At 55.5% G+C, this 238-nt stretch carries 1 protein-coding gene; it reads left to right on the forward strand.

Annotated features, from left to right (window positions below):
- Positions 1–238, forward strand: a 238-nt coding sequence (locus ACQ4LH_RS22150; protein WP_430699030.1) for an ABC transporter substrate-binding protein, incomplete at both ends; no start/stop codon positions are given.

A 238-nucleotide genomic window follows, 5' to 3' on the forward strand; every position in this document is an offset into this window, starting at 1 on the left:
TGCCTGAGCAGGCCGGCTTCAACGTCGGCTATATCGCCTACAACGTCACCCACCCGCCGTTCTACAAGCTCGAAGTGCGCCAGGCGCTGGACATGGCGGTGAACAAGCAAGGCATCATCGACGCGGTGTACCAGAGCTGTCTCTTATATACATCTGTCGCTGCCGACGACGCCCCACGAGTGTGCAGATCGGTGGGACCCGTTTCGCTAAAAAAAAAAAACACAAGTAACACAAAGTG

It is taken from the genome of Pseudomonas peli (genome assembly GCF_050563605.1).
GTDB lineage: Bacteria > Pseudomonadota > Gammaproteobacteria > Pseudomonadales > Pseudomonadaceae > Aquipseudomonas > Aquipseudomonas peli_A.